Origin of the sequence: Cellulosimicrobium sp. 22598 (assembly GCF_052044445.1) — a bacterium.
Lineage (GTDB): Bacteria > Actinomycetota > Actinomycetes > Actinomycetales > Cellulomonadaceae > Cellulosimicrobium > Cellulosimicrobium cellulans_G.
The window spans coordinates 12,413-32,752 of the sequence record NZ_JBQEMZ010000001.1 but is presented as its reverse complement, the minus strand read 5'-3'; the positions used below and the strand labels follow the sequence as shown (position 1 = coordinate 32,752).

Sequence of the window (20,340 nt, the reverse complement as noted above, 5' to 3'; positions counted from 1 at the left end):
GCTCGCCACCCGCCCGACAGCCGAAGGACCCATGGACGCCCCGACGACCCTGCCCACGCTCGGCTCTCTCACCTGGGAGCCGGCCCTCGACCACCTCGACCTCGTCGCCCCCGTGACCGCCGACGCGCTGCGCCGGTGGGCCGACGCCGACCCGGACGTCGCGACGCTCGTCGCCGTGACGGAGATCGACCCCGACCTCGCCGACACCGCGACGCTCAACGCCGCGTTCGACCTGCCCGTCGAGGCGTCGGCGAACTGCGTCGTCGTCGGCGGCGCGCGGGCGGGCGACGAGCGCGTCGCCGCCGCCGTGGTGCGCGCGCACACGCGCGCCGACGTCAACACGCGCATCCGGAAGCTGCTCGACGTGCGCAAGGCGTCGTTCCTGCCGACCGACCGCGCGACGGCCGAGTCCGGCATGGAGTACGGCGGCATCACGCCCGTCGGGCTGCCCGCCGGGTGGCGCGTGCTCGTCGACTCGCGCGTCGTGACCGACGGGGCGCTCGCCCTGGTCGGCAGCGGCGTGCGGCGCTCGAAGCTGCTGCTCCCCGGCGACCTGCTGGGCCGCCTGCCCGGCGTCGAGGTCGTCGAGGACCTGGCCGTCCCGGTCGCCTGACCCACCCAACCCGCCGAGCACGACATGGAGGTCGCCATCGGCTCCTTGGCGACCTCCATGTCGTGTTCGGCGGGAGATCGTCAGCGATCCAGGACGACGAGCCGCTGCGTCGCGCGCGTCATCGCGACATAGCGGTCGACCGCGCCCTCGACGCCGTCGCCGAACGCCTGCGGGTCCACGAGGACGACGAGGTCGAACTCGAGGCCCTTCGCCGTCTCGGGCGTGAGCACCCGCACGCGCGACGCCCCGTCCTCGCCGAGCCGCGCCGCGACCGACTCGGTCGACGCCGCGACGGACCCCGCGCCGCCGATCACGCAGGCCGTGCCCTCGGCGTGCTCGGCGAGCCAGCCGTCGAGGATCCTGTCGAGGTCCGCGACCGCCCCGTGGGCGACCGGCACGCCCGTGCTGCGCACCGACGTCGGGACGTTGGCGTCCGGGAGCGCCGCCCGGATGACGGGCTCCGCCGCCGCCATGACCTCCTGCGGCGTGCGGTAGTTGACGCTCAGCGACGCCTCCGCGACCCGGTCGAACCCGACGCGCCCGAGCCGCTCGCGCCAGCCCTCCGCGAACCCGTGGCGGGCCTGCGCCCGGTCCCCGACCACTGTGACGCTGCGCGACGGGCAGCGGCTGAGCACCATCTGCCACTCGGCGTCGGTGAGCTCCTGCGCCTCGTCGACGACGACGTGCGCGAACGGACCGGCGAGCCGGTCGGGCGTGGCCGTGACCATCGCCCCCTCGTCGACGAGCGCGTCGCGCAGGTCCTGACCCTTGAGCATCGTCATGACCAGGAGCTCGCTGTCGTCGGACGCGACGAGGTGGTCGACGACGTCGTCCATGCGGGCCCGCTCCGCCGCCGCGGCGGCCTCGTTGCGGCGACGGCGCCGCGACGCCTCCGGGTCGCCCAGGCGCTGCCGCGCGGCGTCGAGCAGCGGCAGGTCCGCCGTCGTCCAGGCGTGCGCGTCCGCGCGCTGGAGCGCGCGCACCTCCTCGGGCGTGAGCGACGGCGCGCACAGCCGCAGGTAGGCGGGCACCGACCACAGGTCGGCCACGAGGTCGGTGGCCTCGACGAGCGGCCACGCGCGGTCGAACGCGGCGCCGAGCCCGCGATGGCCCCGCAGCGCGCGGCGCACGTCGTCGGCGTCGAGGTCCGGGACCTCGCCCACCGCCTTGTCGACGAGGATCTCCACGAGCGCGCCCCAGACGTCGTCGCGCGCCTCGTTGTGCGGGGTGCCGGGGTCCGAGGACTCGAACGCCTCCGCCCAGTCGGCGGTGGAGAGCCAGACGTCGGCCCACGGCGTCTCGACCTCCATGCCCTCGGTGGGCGGCCGCTCGGAGAAGCGCACGGCCGGCTCGATCGCCGCGACGAGCGCGGCGGACGCCTTGAGCCGGGCCACCTCGGGGTCGGTCTCCTCGCGCGCCGTCGCGCCCTCGGGGACGAGGTCGCGCAGCGTGCACGTCTGGACGCCCTCCTCGCCGAGGCCGGGCAGCACGTCGGCGACGTAGGAGAGGTACGGGCGGCTCGGCCCGACGACGAGCACGCCCCCGTGCCCGCCGCCCACCTGGGGGTCGGCGTAGAGCAGGTAGGCGGCGCGGTGCAGCGCCACGACCGTCTTGCCCGTGCCGGGGCCGCCGTCGACGACGAGCGCTCCCCGCGACCCCGCGCGCACGATCGCGTCCTGGTCGGCCTGGATCGTGCCGAGCACGTCGCGCATGCGCGGCGAGCGGCTCGCGCCGAGGCTCGCGACGAACGCCGACTGGTCGTCGAGCGCCGCGCCCGACCCCGCGCCGTCGGGCACGAGCTCCTCGTCCCAGTAGTCCGTCACGCGACCGCGCGTCCACCGGTAGCGGCGCCGCGCCGCGAGGCCGAGCGGGTGCGCGGGCGTCGCGGCGAAGTACGGCTCCGCGGCGGGCGAGCGCCAGTCCACGAGCAGCCGCTCCCCCGCCGGGTCCGTGAGGCCCACGCGCCCGACGTAGACCGGGGCGGAGCCGTCGGCGAACGTCATGCGGCCCAGGCACAGGTCGACGCCGTAGCGCTGGAGCAGCCGGAGCCGGCCGCTGAGGCGGTGGATCTCCTGGTCGCGTTCGAGCGCCTCGGTCCCGCTCCCGCCGGGCGCGCGGCGCGCCGTGTCGAGGCGCTGCGCGAGGTCTGCGACGGCGTGCTCGAGGCTCGCCGCGATCGCGGCGAAGTGCCGCTCGTCGGCGGCGACGAGCGCGGGGTCGGCCTTCGCGGCGAGCCGCTCGGGGAGATCGAAGGTCTGGGCGGCGCCCGGGGTCGGACGTGCGGTCGGGTCGGTCGTGCGGTCGGCGGTCACGGGGGCGTCGGGCAACGTCATCAGCTCCGGTCCGAGGTCGAGCGGGACGGCGCGGACCGACGACGACCCACGCACGAACGGAGATTCTGCGCCCCCAGGGGGCCCTTGCCGCAAGACCCCCCGTGCGCTATACCTTGGAAAGGGAGGCCGCTGGGCCTCCTTTTCCGTTCCCGCCGTCGACGGGCGGTGGCCCGGCCCGTGCGGCCACGACCACCGGCCGAGATGTGAGAAGTGGCCCCTCACCGCGCTCGGTGAGGGGCCACTTCTCGCGTCTCGTGGAGCGCGTCAGCTCTCGGCGCGGCCCTCGCGCCAGTAGCCCATGAACGCGACGGCGCGGCGGTCGACGCCGAGGTCGGTCACGAGGTGGCGGCGCAGGGTCTTGATCGCGCTCGCCTCGCCCGCGAGCCACGCGTACAGGACCGTGTCCTCCTCGAGCAGGCCGGGGACCTCCCAGAGGATCGACGCGTCGACGTCGACGTCCTCGAGGTCCTCGGCGGTGCGGCACTGGGCGGGCGGGTCGGTGCCGAGGACCCCCGCGCCGAGGATGCGCGCGGCGGCCTCCTGGACGGCGGGCACGAGGCGCGCGCCGTGCGCGTCGTGCGGACCGCCGGGGACGTCGTCGCGCGCGAGGAACGTCACGCGCACCCCGGGCGGGGTGATGAGGTCGCGCGCGTCGCCCCCGTGCGGCACCTCGACGTAGACCTCGCCCCACGCGTCGGCGGGCAGGTCCTCGCAGATCGCGGCGATCGCGGGCAGCGCGGTCTCGTCGCCCGCGAGCAGGAGCGCGTGGGGGCGCGTCGGCGGGCGGAACTCGATGCCGCCGGCGGGGCCGTCGAACGTCGCGTCCGGGCCGAGCAGGACGAGCGGCGTGCCGACCTCCGCGGCGAGCGCCCAGCGCGAGGCGGGACCGGCGTCGCCGTGCAGCACGACGTCGACGTCGACCTCGCGCGCCTCGGGGCGCACCGCGACGGTCGTGTAGGTGCGCAGCGGGTTGCGGCGCTCCTCGGGCTGGTCGCGCCACGCGGCGTACCAGGACTCGGCGTCGCGCACGAGGTGCTCGTAGCCGCCGTCGGGCGCGGGAAGGACGAACTTGATCCGCACGTCGAGGCCAGGATCGCCGAAGAGGTCGAGCTCCGGGCCGGTGAACGTGAACCGGCGGAAGCTGGGCGAGACCTGCTCGACGCGTGCCACCTCGACGTCGAAGAAGCGCCACGGCGCGGTCGCCCGGGCGACGGGGCGACGGGCTCGGGTGCGGGGTGCGACGACGGTCTGGCTCACACAGGTGAGGCTAACCTACGCACCCTCGCCGGGGTCAACCCGTCCGAGCCTCGGATCCCGCCCCTGCAGGGTGAGACGCGTCACGCTCCCCGGCCGCGGCTGCGCCACAGCAGGTAGACGAAGTACGGCGCGCCCAGGAGCGCCGTCCCGAGGCCCGCGGGGATCTGCTCGGGGGCGATGACGACGCGCCCGAGCGTGTCCGCGACGGACACGAGGAGCGCGCCGAGCAGCATCGCGACGGGGACGACCCGACCGTGCCGCGCACCGACCAGCGCCCGCGCGGCGTGCGGCGCGACGAGGCCCACGAACGCGAGCGCCCCGATGGCGCACACCGCGGCGGCCGTGAGCAGCGCGGCGGCCGCGAGGAGGAGCAGGCGCGTGCGGTCGAGCGCGACGCCGAGGACGCGCGGGGTGTCGTCGTCGAGCGCCAGGACGTCGAGGTCGCGGCGGTAGACCGCCGTGAGCGGCGTGAGCACGAGCAGCGCGAGCGCGACCGGGATGAGCTGCTCGAGCGTGCGCCCGTACGTGGAGCCGGAGAGCCACGTGAGCGCGAGGTTCACGTCCCACGGCGCGACGACGACCACGAGCAGCGTGATGAGCGCCATGACCCCGGCCTGGGCGCCGATGCCGATGAGCACGAGCCGGTCCGAGCTGAGCCCGCCGCGGTAGGACAGCCCGTAGACGAGGCCGAACACCGCGAACGCCCCGATCGCCGCGGCGGCGGACATGGGCCAGATCCCGACGCCGGGGACGAGGAGGATCATCGTCACGGCACCGAGCCCGGCGCCCGACGTGACGCCGAGCAGGCTCGGCTCGGCGAGCGGGTTGCGGCACACGGCCTGCACGATCGTGCCGGCGAGCGCGAGCGCCGCACCGGCCAGGAGCGCGGCGAGGACGCGCGGGAAGCGCTGGTCGAGGACGAACGTCACGTGGCGCCCGGAGAGGCCGTCCCACCAGTTCGCCACGTCGCCCAGCAGCACCACCCGGTCCCCGAGCAGCATGCCTGCGACGGCGGCCGCGGCGACGGCGAGCGCCAGCACGGCGACGACCACGAGCACGGCCCGCCGCGAGCGCGGGCGGCTCAGCGCGCCGTGCGCGCCGCGCGACGACGCCGGCCCGGAGTCGCGCAGGCGCCGCGCGAGCCAGATGAGCAGGACCGCGCCGAGGACGGTCGTCACGATGCCGGTCGGCACGGCGATGGACAGCATGCCCGGCAGCAGCAGGCGGAGCAGGACGTCGGCGCCGAGGACCACGATCACGCCGACGATCGCCGCGAACGGCAGGAGCAGCACGTGCCGGCCGAGCCCCGCCACGCGACGCGCGACGAGCCGCGCGACGACGGGCGCCGCGAGACCGACGAAGCCGACCGGCCCGGCGACGGTGACCGCGATCGAGGCGAGGAGCACCGCGACGAGGACGGACAGGACGCGTGTGCGGCGCACGTCGACGCCGAGCACGGTCGCGGCGTCGTCCCCGAGCCCGAGGAGGTCGAGACGGCGCGAGAGGAGCAGGGCGGCGAGCACGCCCACCACGACGACGGGCGTCGCCAGCGAGACGGTGCGCGTGCCCGACTGGACGATGGACCCGCTCCCCCACGCGAACAGGCCCATCGTCTCCTGCTCGAACAGCACGAGGAGGACCATCGTCAGCGAGTGCAGCGCGAGCATGATCGCCGACCCGGCGAGCACGAGGCGCGTCGGGCCGTCGGCGCCGCCGCGCGCGAGGACGAGCACGAGCCCGGCCGCGGCGAGCCCACCGAGGAACGCGAGGCCGCCCTGGAGGTAGAACGGGATCGAGATGCCGAACGCGGCGACGACCACGACCGTCAGGTACGCGCCCGCGTTGACCGCGAGCGTGTCGGGCGACGCGAGCGGGTTGCGCGCGACCGACTGGAGCACCGCACCGGCGACGCCGAGCGCGACGCCCAGCAGGAGGCCCGCGAGCAGCCGGGGCACGCGCGAGGCGACGAGGACGGCGACCGTCTGGTCGACGCCGTCGCCCCCGGTCGCCAGGCGCAGCAGGTCCAACGGGCCGACGTCGGCCGTGCCCTGGGTGAGGTGCACGGCGGCGAGCACCGCCGCGACCACGACCGCTGCGACGAACACCCCCACGATCCCGAGGCGCGACGTCCGCACGCGGGGCGCGGTCACCGTCGGGCCCGCGGGCGCGCCGTCCCCCGCGCCCGCGTCGCCGGTGCCGTCCGGCCCGGGGACGACGGCCGGAGCCGGGTCCTCCAGGAGGAGGGTGTCCGGCTCCGCCGTCGTGCGCTGCTCCGGCCGCGTCACGATGTCCTCGTCAGCACTGTGGTTCTCGTCAGCCTTCTCGTCGTCCCGGGCGCGCCCGCGCCCGGTGGTGGTGCGGACCGGTGTCAGGCCGCGGTGAGCGCCTCGACGACCGCGTCGGCGTAGGCCGCCGCGGACAGCGGGCCGCCGAACATCCAGATGCCGTCGGGCAGGCGGTGCACGTTCCCGGCCGTGACGAACGGGAGCTGCTCCCACACCGCGTTGCCGGCGAGGCCGTCCGTGAACGGGTCGGCCTCGGAGTCGCTCGCGACGTAGAGGAACTGCACGTCGCCGAGCTGGGTCAGGCCCTCGACGTCGGTCTGGGCGAGCCCGTAGTCGGGGTCCCCGCCCTCGGTCCACGCGTTGACGAGCCCGATCTCCTCGCCGATCGCGCCGAAGAACGAGCCCGGCGTGTACATGCGGACGGAGACGGCACCGTTGGTGACCCAGCCGTCCGCCATCGTGAAGTCGGCGCCGGCGAGCCCGGCCTCGTCGAGCGCCGCCGTGGCGTCGGCGATCTTCGCGTCGTAGGTCTCGAGCGCGGCGGCCGCCTCGTCCTCGCGACCGGTCACGGTGCCGAGCGTCTCCACCGTGGAGCGCATGTAGCCGATCGGGTCCTCGCCGTCGGAGCCGCGCAGCGCGAGCACCGGCGCGACCTCCTCGATCTGCGCGATGACGTTCTCCGGCAGGTCGGTCGTCGTCACGACGAGGTCCGGCTCGAGCGCGGAGATCGCGTCGAGGCTGGGCTCGCCGCGCGTGCCGACGTCGGGCGTGCTCGCGTCGATCGGCGCGACGGTGTCCCACGTGTTGTAGCCCTCGACGTCCGCCTGCCCGACGGGCTCGATGCCGAGCGCGACGAGGTTCTCCGTGAGACCCCACTCGAGCGAGACGATGTCGGTCGCCGGGGCGTCGAGCGTGACCTCGCCGCGCTCGTCGGTGACGGTGACGGGGCCGGACGCGGCGTCCGTCGTCGCGTCGGCGTCGCCGTCGGCGGCCGCGGGGTCCTCGGTCGTGCCGCACGCGGTGAGCGCGAGCGCCGTGGCGAGCGCGAGGGCGCCCGCGGCGAGGGAACGGGTGGTCGAGCGCATGGGTGCCCTTCGGGGTCGGTCGGTGCCCGGTCCGTGCTCCGTCGGGCGGGCCGGTGGGCGCGCGTCGGGGCCGGGCGGTGGGTCGGTGCGGGGTTCGTCGTGGGGTGGTACGTCGGGGTGGTGCGGAGGTCAGACGAGGACGGCCGCGTCGAGCCGCGCGGCGTGCCGCCCGAGCGGCTCGCAGCACGTGCGCCCCGTGAGGGGGTGCGTGTAGACGTCGACGTGGATGCCGTAGACCTCGGTGAGGAGCTCGGACGTGAGGACCTCGTCGGCAGGCCCGGTGGCGCGCACGACGCCCGAGTGGAGCAGGACGACGCGGTCGGCGACCGCGGCCGCCTGGTTGAGGTCGTGCAGCACGACGCCGACGGCCACGCCGTGCTCGGTCGCGAGGTCGCGCACGAGGTCGAGCAGCTCGACCTGGTAGCGCAGGTCGAGGTACGTCGTCGGCTCGTCGAGCAGGAGCACCCGCGTGTCCTGCGCGAGGCACGTCGCGAGCCACACGCGCTGCAGCTCGCCGCCGGAGAGCTCGTCGACGCCGCGGTCGGCCATCGTCGTGATGCCCGTGACGTCCATGGCGTGCGCGATCGCGCGCGGGCCGTCGGGGTCGTTGGCGCGGAACCGGCCGCGGTAGGGGTGGCGCCCGTACGCGACGACGTCGCGCACGCTCACGCCCGACGGCGTGGGCCGGCTCTGGGACAGGAGCGTCACCCGCCGCGCGAAGTCCTTGGGGTGCAGCGCGAGCGCGTCGGGCGCGTCGTCGAGCGCGACCGTCCCGGCGTCGGGGCGGTGCAGGCGCGCGAGCGAGCGCAGGAGCGTCGACTTGCCCGAGCCGTTGGGACCGATCAGCGCCGTGACGGCTCCGGGCGCGAGCTCGAGCGCGGCGCCGTGGACGACCGTGCGCGCGTCGTAGGACAGCCGCAGGTCGTGCCCGGCAAGGGCCGGGGCGCCGGGCGCTCCGGCCGGGCTCGGGACAACTGAGGTTCCACTCACATAGGTGAGGCTAATCTATGCCGCCGGGTCCGAACCAGACCCTGCCGCCCGTGTGACGCGGTTCACGAGGGACCGCGCGTCAGCCCTCGGCCGTCGGTGCGGCGCGGCGGTACCGGTCCCCCGCACCCGCCGTCGGGGGCGCATGGTCCTCGTCCGCCGCGTGCGATCTCGTCGGGGAGGCGTGGTGCTCCCCGCCCAGAGCCACGGGGACGACCAGCGCACGGTGGTCGGACAGGCCCGTGTCGACCGCCACCGCGGGCTCCGTCGCGCGGACCGCCCCGTGGGCGAGCACGTGGTCGAGCTGACGCGCGGGCTCGCCGACCGGGAACGTCGCGGCCGACGCCAGCGGGCGCCACCCGCTCGTCCGGGCCGCCTGGGGCGCGTCGACGTTGAGGTCGCCGAGCAGCACGACCGGTTCGCCGTCGGGGGCCTCAGCGACGAGCGACCGGGTCAGCCGCACGAGCTGGGTCAGGTTGCGCCCGGGGACGAAGGTCAGGTGCGTGCACGCGACGGTCAGGGGACCGCCGGGGGCCTCGACCCGTGCCACGAGCGCCGCGCGCGGCTCGTCGCGCACGAGCGTCGGCAGCCGGCTCCCGGGGAACCGGACCGGGACGCGCGTGCGAGGAGCGGGCAGGAGGACGGTGCGCCAGCCGGTGACGGGGTACCTGCTCACGACGGCGATCCCGTAGGCGGCCCGGCCCGGCTGGTGCTCGCCGGTCGGCGCGGTCCACACGCCCGGCTCGCCGACCAGCGTCGCGACGAACCGGTGCTCGACGGCGCCCGCCGCCTCCGCCGCGACCGCCGTGAGGTCCGCGCGGTGCGAGCGCGGCTGGTCCCGGTCCACCTCCTGGAGCGCGAGGACGTCCGCGTCGAGGTCGCGGACGGCGCCGGCGAAGCGGTCGACGTCGACCCGGTCGTCGACGAGCGACCGTCCGTGCAGGATGTTGAACGTCGCGAGGCGCACCCTCCCGATTCTGGGTACGCCTGCTCCGGGTCGCACGCGCACCGGCGCCCCTCGCCCGACCGGGCACGCGCGGTGACGTGCCAGCGCACCGGGGGTGGTGTAGACCCTGGGCATGGTGGACGACAGGGACGCGCTGCACGACGGCCTCCGCATGACCGCCGCGGCGCTCGCCGAGGCCGACATCCCCCACGCCCTCGTCGGCGGGTACGCCGCGTGGGCGCGCGGCGCGCCGGAGCCGAGCCACGACGCCGACTTCGCGATCCGCGAGGTCGATGTCGACCGCGCGCGCGAGGTGCTGCGGGCCGCAGGGCTCGAGATCACGGAGCCGACGGAGAACTGGCTCTTCAAGGCCCACCACGGCGGGGAGCTCATCGACGTCCTCTACCGGATGGTCGGCGAGCCGATCGACGACGACCTCCTCGCGCGCACCGATGAGATCGAGGTGCTCGCGGTCCGCATGCCCGTGCTGTCCGCGACCGAGATCATGACGTCGAAGCTGCGCGTCGTGGGCGAGCACTACTGCGACTTCTCGCGCCTCCTGCCGGTCGCGCGCGCGATGCGCGAGCAGATCGACTGGCCGGAGGTCCGCGCACGGGTCGACGACAACCCGTACGCGCGCGCGTTCCTCTTCCTCCTCGACGAGCTCGGCGTCGTGGAGGCGGAGCAGATGCAGGACGACGCGCTCGGGTCGCGGGCCGCGCCGGCCGAGCCCGCGTCGGGCGACCCGTCGAGCCCGCTCGAGTGACCCTCCCGGCGAGCGATCCCGCGCGCGACCCCGGCCGGGCCCGCATGCTGGTGCGATGACCGCGCGCGCCTCGTCCCGGACGACGCCCGACGCCGCCGAGGTGCGCTTCGTGGTCGGCGGCCTGGGGGCGACGGCGCACGTGTCGGGCGAGCCCGCTCCGACGCTCGCCGTGGTGCTCGTCCACGGCGTCGGGTCGTCCGCGCGAGCGTTCGACCCCGTGCGACGCGCGCTCCTGCGTCCCGGGCCAGGGCCGGGCGTCGCCGTGCACGCGATCGACCTGCCGGGCTTCGGCGCCGCCCCGCGCGCGCGACGCGACGTGCCGATCGAGGAGCACGCGGCCCTCGTCGCGGGCTACGTGCGCCGGTTCGTCCTCGACGCCCCGGCCGGTCCGCCGTCCGCCGTCGTGCTCGTCGGCCACTCGATGGGCGCCCAGGTCGTGGGCCAGGCGATGGCCGACCACCCGCTCGAGGCGCCCGCCGGGGTGCTGATCGGCCCGACGGCGGACCGGCGGGCTCGGACCGTGCCACGCCAGGCGCTGCGGCTCGCCCGCGACGCGGTCGGCGAGCGTCCGCGCGCGCTCGCGACGCTCGCGGTCGACTACGTGCTGCGCTGCTCGCTGCCGTACTACGCGCGGCAGGTGCGGAGCATGCTGCGGCACCGCCTCGAGGAGGTCCTCCCGCAGGTGCCGGGTCGGGTCGTCGTGCTGCGCGGCGCGCACGACCCGGTCGCCCCCCGCGCGTGGGTCCGCGAGCTCGCGGCCGCCGCGCCGCACGGCACGTCTGGCGAGGTCCGCGGGCGGCACCACGCGATGGACGCCGACCCGGAAGCGGTCGTCGCGGCCGTCCTCGACGCCGGCGGTCTCGCGTGAGCACGCCGCGGCGGGCAGGGAGGCTGCGGCTGCGTGACCGCGCGGCGGACTACGCGTACGTCGCGGCGCGCCAGGTCGCGGGCGCCCTGCGGCCACGGCGCCCCGTCCCGGACGGCCCGGGCGGGCGCGATCCCGTCGTGCTGCTGCCCGGCGTCTACGAGACGTGGCAGCTCCTCGCGCCCGTCGCGACGGCGCTGGTGCGGGCCGGGCACCCGGTGCACGCCGTGCCGGGGCTCGGGTACAACCGGCGCCCCTTCGCCGACGCCGCCGACCGCACCGCGGCGTTCCTCGCGGAGGCCGACCTGCACGGCGTCGTCCTCGTCGCGCACAGCAAGGGCGGGCTCGTGGGCAAGAGCGTCATGCTGTCCCCCGCCGGCTCGCGCGTCGTCGGCATGGTGGCGGTCGCGACGCCGTTCAACGGCTCGACGTACGCGCGCTACCTCCTGGGCCGCACGCTGCGGGCCTTCTCGCCGCGGGACGCGGCGCTGCTCGCGCTCGCCGCGGAGCGCCGCGTGGACGCGCGGATCACCGCCGTCTACCCGCGCTTCGACCCGCACATCCCCGAGACGGGGCGGCTCGAGGGCGGGCGCAACGTCGAGCTGCCCCTCGCGGGCCACTTCCTCCCGCTCGGCGACCCGACGCTCGTCGACGTCGTGGTGCGGGAGGTCGACCGGCTCGCCCGGCCGACCTCCCCCACCTGAGGCGGGAGCGTCAGCCGGTCCCGGACGGCGCGCCCACGCTGACGCGCGCGAGCTCCTGCGTGCACCGGGTCATCGCGACGTACAGGCCGTTCCTGCCGCGCGGCTCGGCGGCGATGCCGTCGGGGTCGACGACGACGACCGCGTCCCACTCGAGCCCCTTCGCCTCCGAGGTGCTGAGGACGGGAACCCCGCTCACGGCGGCGCCCAGGCGGCAGAGCCGGTCGCGCGGCGCCACGACGCCGACGGAGCCACCGTCGTACCGCTCCGCGAGACGCGCGACCTCGGCCGCGACCGCCGCGCCCAGCGTCGCGTCCGACGCGTCGGCGGGCACGACGACGTCGCGCGGCGCGACCCCCGCGTCGCGCACCGCACGGGGCGGCGCGTTGCGGCTGCCCGCCGCGCGCAGCACGGGCCCGACGAGCTCGATGACCTCGCGGGGCGTGCGGTAGCAGATCGTCAGGTCCGCGCGGTGCCAGCGCTCCCCGAAGACCGGGCCGACGACGTCCGCCCAGTCCGTGTGACGGTGCGGCGCCTCGGTCTGGTCGACGTCCCCGACGGCGGTCACCGAACGCGTCGGGCAGCGGCGCAGTACCATGTGCCACTGCATGGGCGAGAGCTCCTGCGCCTCGTCGACCACGACGTGCCCGTAGACCCAGTCGCGGCGCGTCGTCGCGCGCTGCGCGAGGAACTCGCCCTGCTCGCCGGGCGCGTCCGGGGTGCCCAGCGCGTCGGCGAGCGCGTCGAGGAGCGGGACGTCGCTCGGTGCGAGACCGACGGGCTCGCCCACCACGAGGCCGACCTCCGCGGCCGAGAGCGCGGGCGCGTGCCGCGCGAGCAGCGCGGCGTCACCCAGCAGGTCCGCGAGCGCCGTGCGCGCGTCCGTGACGGGCCACCAGGCGTCGACGGCGGTCGTGAACCCGGGCTCGCCCGCGAGGTCGTCGCGCAGCCGGTCCAGGTCGTCGTCCGTGAGCTCGCCGTCGACGTCGCCGCCGCGCGCGCCGGTGGTCGGGGCGCGGTCGTCGCGCGCGGCGAGCCCGGCGTCGAGCTTCCCGAGCACGTCCTCGAACCCCTCCTCGACGCGTTCGAGCAGCTCGGCGTGCCGTGCCGCGGCCTCGTCGACGAGCGCGTCGAGCAGGAGGTCGACGGCCCGGCGGCGCGCGGCCAGCACGCTGCGGCCGCCCGCGCGGGCCGCGCGCAGGACCTGTCCGACCCGCGCCGCGTCGAGCGTCAGCGGCTCGCCGTCGAGCCGCACCGTGAGCGCTCGCGCGTCCGGGACCAGGGAGTCGGCGTAGCGCGCCACGACGTCCTGCCACAGCGCGCGGCCCTTGAGCTCGGCGATCTCCCGCGACTCGTCGCGCTCGGGCGCGACGCCGGGCACGAGCGTGTCGCACGTGGCGGACACGACCGCCGTCTCCCCCAGCGCGGGCAGCACCTGGGCCACGTACTCGAGGAACCGCGACGACGGGCCGAGCAGGAGGACGCCGCGCTCCGCGAGGTGCGGGTGCGTGAACAGCAGGTACGCCACGCGGTGCAGCGCGACGACCGTCTTGCCCGTCCCCGGTCCGCCCTGCACGACGAGCGTCTGCTCGGCCGGGGCGCGCACGATCGCGTCCTGCTCGGCCTGGAGGGTCGCGACCGCGGTGCCCATGCGGCCGGTCCTCCGCTCGGAGAGCGCGGTGAGCAGCGCGCCCTCGCCGACGAGGCCGTCCTCGTCGTCCGGCCCGGTCGCCGAGCCGTCGAGCGGCTCGTCGTCCACGCCGGTGACGCGGTCGCCCGCGGTCCGCACGTGCCGGCGCCGCGCGAGGCCCTGCGGCTCGCGCGCGGTCGCGGTGTAGAAGGCGCGGGCGCCGTCGGCGCGCCAGTCGAGCACGAGCGGGTCGGCGTCGTCGTCGGGCGCGGCGATCCCGACCCGCCCGACGTGGCGCGTCACGCCCTCGACGGTGTCGACGCGGCCGAACACGAGCCCGCTCTCCGCTCGCTCGAGCTCGGTGCGCCGACGGTGCAGCCCCGCGCGCCGCGAGCGCTCGACGACGTCCTCGGCGCCGGGCCGGTCCGGGTCGACCGGCACGGCGAGCTGGGCGTCCAGCTCGGCGAGGAGCTGGGTGCGGCGCGCGAGCGCGGCGTCGAGGTGCTGCTGCTCCTCCGCGACGGCGTGCGTGGCGGGATCGCGGTGGTCGCGGTGGTCGCGGTGGGTGGTGGCAGACGGGGACGGGGAGGGCTGGACCGGCACGGAACCTCTTCTCGTACGACGTACGGACACGGGCCCAACGCGCCGTCCCGCCCGATTGTTCCCGGAGGCCGGGCGCTGCCTCCGGGGCAGCGCGCGCCGAGGTCAGGGCACGCGGGTCGCCCAGAACGCGACCGCCGACGCCGCGGCGACGTTGAGCGAGTCCACTCCCCCGGCCATGGGGATCGTGACGACCCGGTCCGCCGCCGCGATCGCGCCGCGCGACAGCCCGTCGCCCTCCGTGCCGAGCACGAGCGCGAGCCGCTCGGGCGGGTCCGCGACGACGTCGTCGAGGCTCACCGCGTCGTCGGCCAGAGCGAGCGCGGCGACGGTGAAGCCCTCCTCCCGCAGCAGGTCGAGCCCGCCCGGCCAGGTCTCGAAGCGCGTCCACGGGACCTGGAACACCGTGCCCATGCTCACGCGTACCGAGCGGCGGTAGAGCGGGTCCGCGCACCGCGGCGAGACGAGCACGGCGTCCACGCCCAGCGCGGCGGCGGAGCGGAAGATCGCGCCGACGTTCGTGTGGTCGACGATGTCCTCCAGCACGGCGACGCGCCGGGCCCCCGTGTCGCCCCGGGCCTTCGAGAGCAGGTCGGGGACGGACTCCAGCGGCGGGCGGTGCATCGCCGCGAGCGCCCCGCGGTGCAGGTGGAACCCGGTGATCGCCTCGAGGACGTCGGGCGCGCCCACGTACACCGGGACCGGCTCGCCCGTGCCCCCGGGCGCGTCGTCGACCGGCAGGGCGGCGATGTCGTCGGCCAGGTCGTCGAGCCAGCGCTCGGCCATGAGGAACGACCGCGGCCGGTGGCCCGCGGCGAGCGCACGCCGGATGACGGTCGAGCTCTCCGCGATGTAGAGGCCCTTCTCCGGCTCGTGCTTGGACCGCAGCGCGACGTCGGTCAGGCGGTTGTAGTCCGCGAGGCGGTCGTCGGCGGGGTCGGTGACGTGCACGACCCGCAGGTCGGCCCGGGTGCTGGTGTCGCTCACGCGTCGATTCTCCCAGGCGCACCACGCGCGCCGACTCCGGGGTCGCTCCCCACGATCCGACCGTCCTGAGGAACGATCCCGGGTTCGGCACGCCTCGTGTCCGACCGACCACGAGGGCGTGGCGCGGCTCACGGTCCTTCGTCTCTCGCGCGATCCGGGCATCGGGGGTCGAATAGGCACATGGGATCCGCGCCGGACGCTGCACCGACCCCCGCCACCACGGTCTCGTCGACCTCCGCGGGCGCCGCCGAGCCCCCGCTCGCCGCGCCGTGGTCGCGCCCGCCCGACGAGGTCCTGGCCGAGCTCGGCACGGACGCGGGCGGCCTCTCGAACGCCGACGCCGCGGCGCGGCTCGCGGAGGTGGGGCCCAACCGGCTGCCCCCGCCGCAGCGCGACCCGCTGTGGAAGCGGATCCTCGTCCACTTCGACGACGTCCTCATCTACATCCTGCTCGTCTCCGCGGTGCTCAAGGCGATCCTCGGCGACTGGGTCGACTTCACGGTCATCCTCGCCGTCGCGGTCATCAACGCGGCGATCGGGTTCATCCAGGAGGGGCGCGCGGAGAGCGCGCTGGAGGGCATCCGCAACATGCTGTCGGTCCACGCGGAGGTCCGGCGCGACGGCGCGTGGGCGCGCGTGGACGCGGACGACGTCGTGCCGGGCGACGTCGTGCGCGTGCGCTCGGGCGACCGCGTGCCCGCGGACGTCCGGCTGATCCAGGCGACGAACCTGCGCGTCGAGGAGTCGGCGCTCACGGGCGAGTCCGTCGCGGCGGCCAAGACGGTCGACGCCGTCGGTGCGGACGCGGGAGTGGGCGACCGGTCGAGCATGCTCTTCTCGAGCACGCTCGTGGCCGCGGGCCAGGGCGTCGGGGTCGTCACCGCGACAGGGACGGCGACCGAGATCGGCCGGATCCAGACCATGATCTCCGAGGTCCGCAGCCTCGCGACGCCGCTCACGCGCCAGCTCGACCGGTTCGGCAAGCTCCTCGCGGTCCTCATCCTCGCGATGGCCGTCGTCATGGTCGTCGTCGGCCGGGTCGTGCACGACTTCTCGGTCCCGGAGCTGATCTCGGCGTCGATCGGCTTCGCGGTCGCCGCGGTGCCGGAGGGCCTGCCCGCGCTCGTGACGATCACGCTCGCGCTCGGCGTGCAGCAGATGGCCCGCCGCCGCGCGATCACGCGCAAGCTGCCCGCGGTCGAGACCCTCGGGTCGGTCACGACGATCTGCTCGGACAAGACCGGGACGCTCACCAAGAACGAGATGACGGCGCGCACGGTCCGCACGAGCGGGCGGACGTTCACGGTCGCGGGCGCGGGGTACGCGCCCGTCGGGGACGTGACCGTGCCCGACGACGCGCCCCGCCCCGGGCCGACCGGCGCACCCGGCGCGGCCGGAGACCCGGGCGACGGACCGGCGTCGGGCACGCGGCACGCGGACCTCACGGACGACCGGGACCTCGCGGCCCTGGCGACCGTCATGATGCTCTGCAACGACGCACGGATCGTGCCCGACGCGTCGGACGCCGACGGCTGGCGGCTCGTGGGCGAGCCGACCGAGGGAGCGCTGCGCACGCTGGGCATGAAGGCCGGCGTCGACCCCACGGGGTGGCGGCGCGTCGCCGTCGTCCCGTTCGAGTCCGAGAACAAGTTCATGGCGACGCTCGACGCCGACCCCGACGGCGGGCTGCACGTGCACGTCAAGGGCGCGCCGGACCGCGTGCTCGACCGCTGCGCGACCCAGGTCGGCACGGACGGCACGACCGAGCCGCTCGACCGCGCGTCCTGGGACGCGCAGATCGACGTGCTCGGCGGGCGCGGCCTGCGCGTGCTCGCGGCAGCGCGGCGGACCGCCGCGGCGGACACGGCGGACCTCGACGTCGCCGACGTCGCCGACGGGCTCGAGCTGTGCGGGCTCGTCGGCATCGTCGACCCGCCGCGGCCGGAGGCGATCGAGGCCATCGCCGAGTGCCGCGACGCGGGCATCCGCGTGAAGATGATCACGGGCGACCACGCGGGCACGGCCCTCGCGATCGGCCGCGAGATGGGCATCGTGGACCCTCACGACGGGACCGGCGAGAACGTCGCGCCCGCCGTGCTCACCGGCCCCGAGCTCGAGGAGATGAGCACGGAGAAGCTGCGCCAGGTGGTGCGCGACGTCGACGTGTACGCGCGCACGAGCCCCGAGCACAAGATCCGGATCGTCTCCGCGCTCCAGTCGCACGGCGAGGTCGTCGCCATGACGGGCGACGGCGTGAACGACGCCCCCGCGCTCACCCAGGCGGACGTCGGCGTCGCGATGGGCATCAAGGGCACGGAGGCGACCAAGGAGGCCGCGGAGGTCGTGCTCGCCGACGACAACTTCGCGACCATCGAACGGGCCGTGAAGGAGGGGCGGCGGATCTACGACAACATCCGCAAGTCCGTGCTCTTCCTCCTGCCGACCAATGGCGCGCAGTCGCTCGTCATCCTCGTCGCGGTCCTGTTCGGCCTCACGCTGCCGCTCCAGCCGGTCCAGGTCCTGTGGATCAACATGATCACCGCGGTCACGCTGTCGCTCGCGCTCGCGTACGAGAAGGCGGAGCCCGACGTCATGCGCCGGGCCCCGCGCGACCCCAAGGCGTCGATCCTCGACGGCGCGTACGTGCGGCGCATCCTGCTCGTCTCGCTCCTCATCGGCGGCGCGACGATCCTGCTGTTCTACGTCGAGCGGGCCCAGGGCGTCCCGATCGCCGAGGCCCAGACGACCGCCGTGACGATGCTCGCGCTCGGCCAGCTCGCGTACCTGTTCAACTGCCGGTTCCTCGACCGGTCGAGCCTCACGCTCGACGTGCTGCGCGGCAACCGGGTGATCTGGGTCTCGGCCGTGACGCTCCTCGCCCTCCAGGCCGTGTTCGTCTACGCGCCGTTCATGCACTCCTGGTTCGACTCGGCCCCCATCGACGTCGTCGAGTGGGGCAAGACGCTCGGGCTCGCGCTCGTCGTCTTCCTGCTCGTCGAGGTGATCAAGTGGGTCGGCCGACGCTGGACCGCGCGCGACCACGTGCCCGCTCTCGTCGAGCGCCACGACGCCGGTGAGCGCGCCGTCCAGGGGTGAGGCGAGCGAACACGACCCTCCGCTGCACCTCGTAGCTCGTCGCGAAGAGGGCCGCGTCGGTGCCGGCCTTCGCCGCGAGGAGCGGCACGCCGAGCCCGGTCAGCAGCGCGAGCAGCCCGTAGCTCGCCGCGAGCAGCACGACCGCGAGCGCCCCGTACCGCACGACGGCGGCGCGCAGCGGGACGTCACGCCCGCCCGCGAACACGAGGCGACGGTTGACGGCGAAGTTCACGCCCGCGCTGAGCAGGCGCGCGCCCACCACGGCCGCGAGGAGCGACCCGGTGAGCGCGTGCAGCACGAGCAGCGCGACGACGTCGACCGCGGCCGACCCCAGCGACGACGCGGCGAACCGCAGCAGCGGTGCCCACACGCGCAGCGAGTCGGCGACGGGCCGGAAGTGGGAGGACGCGTTGTCGTCGAGGTAGACCGTCGCGACGTCCACCTCGACGATCCGGCGGCCCGCGCGGGTCGCGTCGAGGAGCGCGCGCAACTCGTACTCGTACCGGTCGCCGCGCACGGCGAGCAGGTCGTCGAGCAGGCCCGGCCCGTAGGCGCGCAGCCCGGTCTGGGTGTCGCGCACGCGGGTCCCCGTCGCGGCCGTGAACGCCCAGCGCGTCGCGGCGTTGCCCACGCGGCTGCGCAGCGGGACGTCCCCTGCGAAGCGTCGTGCGCCGAGCACGACGGCGTCGGGCTCGCTCTGCGACCGTGCCGCCACGCGGAGCACGTCGAGGACCGTGTGCTGCCCGTCCGCGTCGGCGCACACGACGCCGTGCCCGGGCAACCGGTCACGCACCCACCGGATCCCAGCGCGCAGGGCGTGGCCCTTCCCGCGGTTCACCGGCACCGCGAGCACGACGGCGCCCAGCGCCCTCACCGCGCGGAACACTCCCCCGCACCGCCGGTCGCTGCCGTCGTCGACCACCACGACCGGCAGCCCGGGGACCGCGGCGCGCAGCGCGTCGACGAGGGCGACGAGGCGCGCGTCCGGCTGGTACGCGGGGACGACGACGGCGGTCCGCGCGGCGTCGGCGCCGAGCGCGGTCGCCGTCGCGTGTGTGGTCGCTGCGGCCATCACGCACCGTCCGCGACGTAGAGCACGTCGGACGTGCCGCGCTCGCGACCCTGCGACGGGCTGTTGACGACCTCGCCGTCGAAGTACAGGGTCGAGGAACCGCCGCCGTCGATGTTGTACGCGGTCGTCGCGCCGAGGCCCTGCAGGATCCCGGCGAGCTCCGTCATGGTCACGCCGCGGGAGTAGCCCGCCTGACGGCCGTCCACGACGACGAGGACGAGGTGGTTCGCGTCGACCACCCCGACGGCCGTGCGCGGCTGCTCGCCCTGGATCGAGTGGTTCCCGACGTTCGTGTCGACCTCGACGTCGTCGATCCCGGCCACGACCTCGCCGTCCTCCACGAGCGCGGGCCCGAACGACAGCGTGTTCCAGACCCCGGCGTCGACGAGGCTGTGCGCGTCGGTCGTCGTCTCGTCGTAGACCTCGACGTGGCCGTCGCGGTAGAGCGCGAGGCCCTCGCGCGCGCCCTCGTCCCGGTACACGACGCCGTTGCGGATGACGATGCCGGTGTCGCGGAACCCGTAGTAGTCGCCGTTGATCGCGAGGACGGCGTCGTGGTCGGCCGCGATGTCGGACGTCGTCTCCGTGATGTTCGTGCCGAACGCGTCCTGCGCGAACGCGGAGCGCAGGTCCGTCATGTCGGAGAGCACGACGTCCGCCACGTAGTACGTCACGGTGTCGTCGCCCGAGCCGGTGGTCACCCGGGAGACCGTGATGCTCGTGCCGTCGGACGTGTAGGTGTCGCCGTCGACGGTCGCAGCGCCCGTGGTGGTCTCGGCCGAGGCGCCCGCGCTGTCGTCCGCCGTGGTGCCGTGGTCCGACGTCCCGTCCGCGTCGGCGCTCTGCGACGCCTCGTACGCCGTCACGTCGGCGATCTCGACGTGCTCGACGACGAACCGGTCCAGCGCCCATGCCGTGGCGCCTCCCAGCGGGAGCAGCACGGCGAGCGTCGCGACGAGCGCGGCACGCCATCGTCGTCGGCGCGGGCGCCGGACGGCGGACGGGTCGTGCGGGGTCGGTGCCGGGTCCTGGGTGCTCATGGTCCGTGTCTACGGAGCGGGCGTGTGCCGCCCAGGTGGCGCGGCTGTTCGTCGGCTGTGAGGGGTCCGCCCACCGA

At 75.7% G+C, this 20,340-nt stretch carries 15 protein-coding genes; 5 read left to right on the top strand and 10 right to left on the bottom strand.

Annotation, left to right across the window (positions count from 1 at the left end):
• The first annotated feature begins 31 nt into the window (after window positions 1–31).
• On the top strand, window positions 32–613 hold the full coding sequence (locus ACTJIY_RS00130; protein WP_439157576.1) for a YbaK/EbsC family protein: 582 nt from the start codon (window positions 32–34) through the stop codon (window positions 611–613).
• 80 nt (window positions 614–693) lie between these two features.
• On the opposite strand, the gene helR is transcribed toward ACTJIY_RS00130, so the two are convergent.
• From helR to ACTJIY_RS00100, 6 genes are all read right to left on the bottom strand, one after another.
• Window positions 694–2,946 carry an RNA polymerase recycling motor ATPase HelR gene (gene helR, locus ACTJIY_RS00125; RefSeq protein ID WP_440673214.1) on the bottom strand — a complete coding sequence of 751 codons (2,253 nt, stop codon included), beginning with the start codon at window positions 2,944–2,946 and terminating at the stop codon, window positions 694–696.
• A 264-nt stretch (window positions 2,947–3,210) separates the two neighbouring features.
• Window positions 3,211–4,203: a siderophore-interacting protein gene (locus ACTJIY_RS00120; RefSeq protein WP_440673186.1), complete on the bottom strand. Its 993-nt coding sequence runs from the start codon at window positions 4,201–4,203 to the stop codon at window positions 3,211–3,213.
• Between the two features lie 80 nt (window positions 4,204–4,283).
• Window positions 4,284–6,488 carry an iron ABC transporter permease gene (locus ACTJIY_RS00115; RefSeq protein WP_440673187.1) on the bottom strand — a complete coding sequence of 735 codons (2,205 nt, stop codon included), beginning with the start codon at window positions 6,486–6,488 and terminating at the stop codon, window positions 4,284–4,286.
• 83 nt (window positions 6,489–6,571) lie between these two features.
• On the bottom strand, window positions 6,572–7,573 hold the full coding sequence (locus tag ACTJIY_RS00110) for an ABC transporter substrate-binding protein (protein ID WP_253049906.1): 1,002 nt from the start codon (window positions 7,571–7,573) through the stop codon (window positions 6,572–6,574).
• A 129-nt stretch (window positions 7,574–7,702) separates the two neighbouring features.
• Window positions 7,703–8,563 carry an ABC transporter ATP-binding protein gene (locus ACTJIY_RS00105; protein ID WP_308202249.1) on the bottom strand — a complete coding sequence of 287 codons (861 nt, stop codon included), beginning with the start codon at window positions 8,561–8,563 and terminating at the stop codon, window positions 7,703–7,705.
• A gap of 79 nt (window positions 8,564–8,642) precedes the next feature.
• Window positions 8,643–9,527: an endonuclease/exonuclease/phosphatase family protein gene (locus tag ACTJIY_RS00100; RefSeq protein WP_440673188.1), complete on the bottom strand. Its 885-nt coding sequence runs from the start codon at window positions 9,525–9,527 to the stop codon at window positions 8,643–8,645.
• A 112-nt stretch (window positions 9,528–9,639) separates the two neighbouring features.
• On the opposite strand from ACTJIY_RS00100, the gene ACTJIY_RS00095 reads away from it, so the two are divergent.
• From ACTJIY_RS00095 to ACTJIY_RS00085, 3 genes are read left to right on the top strand one after another with little or no spacing between them, the layout of a single operon-like run.
• The gene (locus ACTJIY_RS00095; protein WP_253049910.1) at window positions 9,640–10,272 is read left to right on the top strand and encodes a nucleotidyltransferase family protein; all 633 of its coding nucleotides are present in this window, start codon (window positions 9,640–9,642) and stop codon (window positions 10,270–10,272) included.
• Window positions 10,273–10,327: 55 nt separating this feature from the next.
• Window positions 10,328–11,140 carry an alpha/beta fold hydrolase gene (locus ACTJIY_RS00090; RefSeq protein WP_440673189.1) on the top strand — a complete coding sequence of 271 codons (813 nt, stop codon included), beginning with the start codon at window positions 10,328–10,330 and terminating at the stop codon, window positions 11,138–11,140.
• On the top strand, window positions 11,137–11,841 hold the full coding sequence (locus tag ACTJIY_RS00085) for an esterase/lipase family protein (RefSeq protein ID WP_440673190.1): 705 nt from the start codon (window positions 11,137–11,139) through the stop codon (window positions 11,839–11,841). The genes ACTJIY_RS00090 and ACTJIY_RS00085 overlap by 4 nt, the downstream gene beginning before the upstream one ends.
• Before the next feature lie 10 nt (window positions 11,842–11,851).
• Here ACTJIY_RS00085 and ACTJIY_RS00080 read toward each other — a convergent pair whose 3' ends face one another.
• Both ACTJIY_RS00080 and ACTJIY_RS00075 read right to left on the bottom strand, forming a co-directional pair.
• Window positions 11,852–14,071 carry a HelD family protein gene (locus tag ACTJIY_RS00080; protein WP_440673191.1) on the bottom strand — a complete coding sequence of 740 codons (2,220 nt, stop codon included), beginning with the start codon at window positions 14,069–14,071 and terminating at the stop codon, window positions 11,852–11,854.
• 102 nt (window positions 14,072–14,173) lie between these two features.
• Window positions 14,174–15,055, bottom strand: a complete 882-nt coding sequence (locus ACTJIY_RS00075; protein ID WP_440673192.1) for a TrmH family RNA methyltransferase — start codon at window positions 15,053–15,055, stop codon at window positions 14,174–14,176.
• A gap of 180 nt (window positions 15,056–15,235) precedes the next feature.
• Between ACTJIY_RS00075 and ACTJIY_RS00070 the strand changes: the two genes are divergently transcribed.
• Window positions 15,236–18,151 (top strand): cation-translocating P-type ATPase, encoded by a 2,916-nt coding sequence (locus tag ACTJIY_RS00070; protein WP_440673193.1) that lies wholly within the window; start codon window positions 15,236–15,238, stop codon window positions 18,149–18,151.
• Here ACTJIY_RS00070 and ACTJIY_RS00065 read toward each other — a convergent pair.
• Together ACTJIY_RS00065 and ACTJIY_RS00060 are read right to left on the bottom strand one after the other, a co-directional pair.
• Window positions 18,060–19,223, bottom strand: coding sequence for a glycosyltransferase (locus ACTJIY_RS00065; protein ID WP_440673194.1), 1,164 nt, complete (start codon window positions 19,221–19,223; stop codon window positions 18,060–18,062). The genes ACTJIY_RS00070 and ACTJIY_RS00065 overlap by 92 nt on opposite strands.
• Window positions 19,223–20,263, bottom strand: a complete 1,041-nt coding sequence (locus ACTJIY_RS00060; protein ID WP_440673195.1) for a phosphodiester glycosidase family protein — start codon at window positions 20,261–20,263, stop codon at window positions 19,223–19,225. Before ACTJIY_RS00060 ends, ACTJIY_RS00065 begins: the two co-directional genes overlap by 1 nt.
• Window positions 20,264–20,340 lie beyond the last annotated feature (77 nt).

Coding starts and splice junctions, on each gene's coding strand:
- ACTJIY_RS00110 (WP_253049906.1), bottom strand. CDS start 7,573: ATGCGCTCGACCACCCGTTCCCTCGCCGCGGGCGCCCTCGCGCTCGCC.
- ACTJIY_RS00130 (WP_439157576.1), top strand. CDS start 32: ATGGACGCCCCGACGACCCTGCCCACGCTCGGCTCTCTCACCTGGGAG.
- ACTJIY_RS00095 (WP_253049910.1), top strand. CDS start 9,640: ATGGTGGACGACAGGGACGCGCTGCACGACGGCCTCCGCATGACCGCC.
- helR (WP_440673214.1), bottom strand. CDS start 2,946: ATGACGTTGCCCGACGCCCCCGTGACCGCCGACCGCACGACCGACCCG.
- ACTJIY_RS00070 (WP_440673193.1), top strand. CDS start 15,236: ATGGGATCCGCGCCGGACGCTGCACCGACCCCCGCCACCACGGTCTCG.
- ACTJIY_RS00060 (WP_440673195.1), bottom strand. CDS start 20,263: ATGAGCACCCAGGACCCGGCACCGACCCCGCACGACCCGTCCGCCGTC.
- ACTJIY_RS00065 (WP_440673194.1), bottom strand. CDS start 19,223: ATGGCCGCAGCGACCACACACGCGACGGCGACCGCGCTCGGCGCCGAC.
- ACTJIY_RS00090 (WP_440673189.1), top strand. CDS start 10,328: ATGACCGCGCGCGCCTCGTCCCGGACGACGCCCGACGCCGCCGAGGTG.